At 70.6% G+C, this 1,511-nt stretch carries 2 protein-coding genes; one reads left to right on the forward strand and one right to left on the reverse strand.

Going from position 1 to position 1,511, the window contains the following annotated elements:
- Positions 1-589, forward strand: a 589-nt coding sequence (locus tag TW83_RS21400) for a DNA mismatch repair protein MutT (protein WP_045984062.1), incomplete at its 5' end; no start/stop codon positions are given.
- Here TW83_RS21400 and TW83_RS17475 read toward each other — a convergent pair.
- On the reverse strand, positions 586-1,356 hold the full coding sequence (locus TW83_RS17475; RefSeq protein ID WP_045984063.1) for an enoyl-CoA hydratase-related protein: 771 nt from the start codon (positions 1,354-1,356) through the stop codon (positions 586-588). The two genes, TW83_RS21400 and TW83_RS17475, sit on opposite strands and share 4 nt — an antisense overlap.
- Positions 1,357-1,511 lie beyond the last annotated feature (155 nt).

Genomic DNA, 1,511 nt, shown 5'->3' on the forward strand with positions numbered 1-1,511 from the left:
CGGCGCCGGCGCGGCCTTCATGCCGTCGAAATTCGTCTTTCCCGGCGGGGCCGTCGACCCCGAGGACGCGCAAGTTGCCTTGGCCCGTCCCCTTGGCCCGACCTGCCGCGCGCGCCTGCTGCAGGAGGATGGCCTGTCCCCCGACGCCATCGCTGCCGCGGCCCTGCGCGAACTGGCCGAAGAAACGGGGCTGCTGATCGGCCGTCCGGGGGGCGCACCCTGCGGCTGGCCCGGTCATGCCAAGGCAGGTCTGACCCCCGATGCGGGTCCGCTGATCTATCTGTTCCGGGCGATCACGCCACCGGGGCGACCGCGCCGGTTCGATGCGCATTTCTTCGTCGCGGATGCGGCCGACATCGCCGGCGACCCCGATGATTTCGGCGCCGCCTGCGACGAGCTGTCCTATCTGCACTGGGTGCCGCTGGATCAGGCAGGCGCGCTGGACCTGCCCTTCATCACCGAGGTCGTGCTGGCCGAACTGACGGCGCTGATCCGCGACCTGCCGCATGAGCAGCCGCTGGCCGCGCCCGACACGGTGCCCTTCTTTGATAATCGCGGGCCCGCGCCGGTCTTTCGCCAGATTGCCTAGCGGCCGGTAAAGACCGCCGGCCGCTTTTCCAGGAACGCCGTCACCCCTTCGGCGAAATCGTGACTGCGTCCGGCCTGCCCCTGCAGACGTGCCTCCAGCGCCAGTTGCGCCTGCATGTCGTTCCCGAACGAGGCCGTCAGTGCCTGCCTGATGGCCAGAAACGCGCCGGTCGGCCCCTTGGCCAGCGCCTGCGCCCGGGCCGTGACCCCTGCGGCGAAATCGGCGTCAGGCAGCGCCTGCCAGATCATCCCCCAGTCCGCCGCCTGCCGCGCGGACACGGGTTCGGCGAACAGCATCATTCCCATCGCGCGCGCCATGCCGACCGCCCGCGGGATGATCCATGTCCCGCCCGCATCCGGGATCAGCCCGATCCGGGTGAAGGCTTGGATGAAGCTGGCGCTTTCGGCGGCGATCACCACGTCGGCGGCCAGCGCCAGGTTCGCCCCGGCCCCGGCCGCCACCCCGTTCACCGCGGCGATGACCGGCACGGGACAGGTGGTGACCGCGGCCAGCATCGGTTCGTACTCCTCGCGCAGGGTGCGCTCCAGATCGGCGGCGGCACCCGCATCGGTCAGGTCCTGCCCGGAACAGAACCCCCGGCCTGCCCCGGTCATCACCACGGCACGCACATCGGGCGCCAGCGTCGTCAGCACCTGCGTGATCTCGGCCCGCATGCGGGTGTTCAGCGCATTCATCACCGCGGGGCGGTTCAGCGTCAGCGTGGCGACGCCGTCGGCTGCCGCGAACTGAATGGTCTCGAAGCTCATGTCATCCTCCCGTTTCCGGGGATCATGCCGAAATTCGCGGGCGGTGAAAGCGCGACCCGGCGTCAGGGATCGCGCATGATCTCGGCCAGGCGCCGACGTTCGTCTGGGTCCAGGGCCTCGACCTCGGGCGCCGGGCGGTTGCGGGCGCGCAGGAA

Origin of the sequence: Paracoccus sp. S4493 (genome assembly GCF_000967735.1) — a bacterium.
Lineage (GTDB): Bacteria > Pseudomonadota > Alphaproteobacteria > Rhodobacterales > Rhodobacteraceae > Paracoccus > Paracoccus marcusii.

Coding starts and splice junctions, on each gene's coding strand:
- TW83_RS17475 (WP_045984063.1), bottom strand. CDS start 1,356: ATGAGCTTCGAGACCATTCAGTTCGCGGCAGCCGACGGCGTCGCCACG.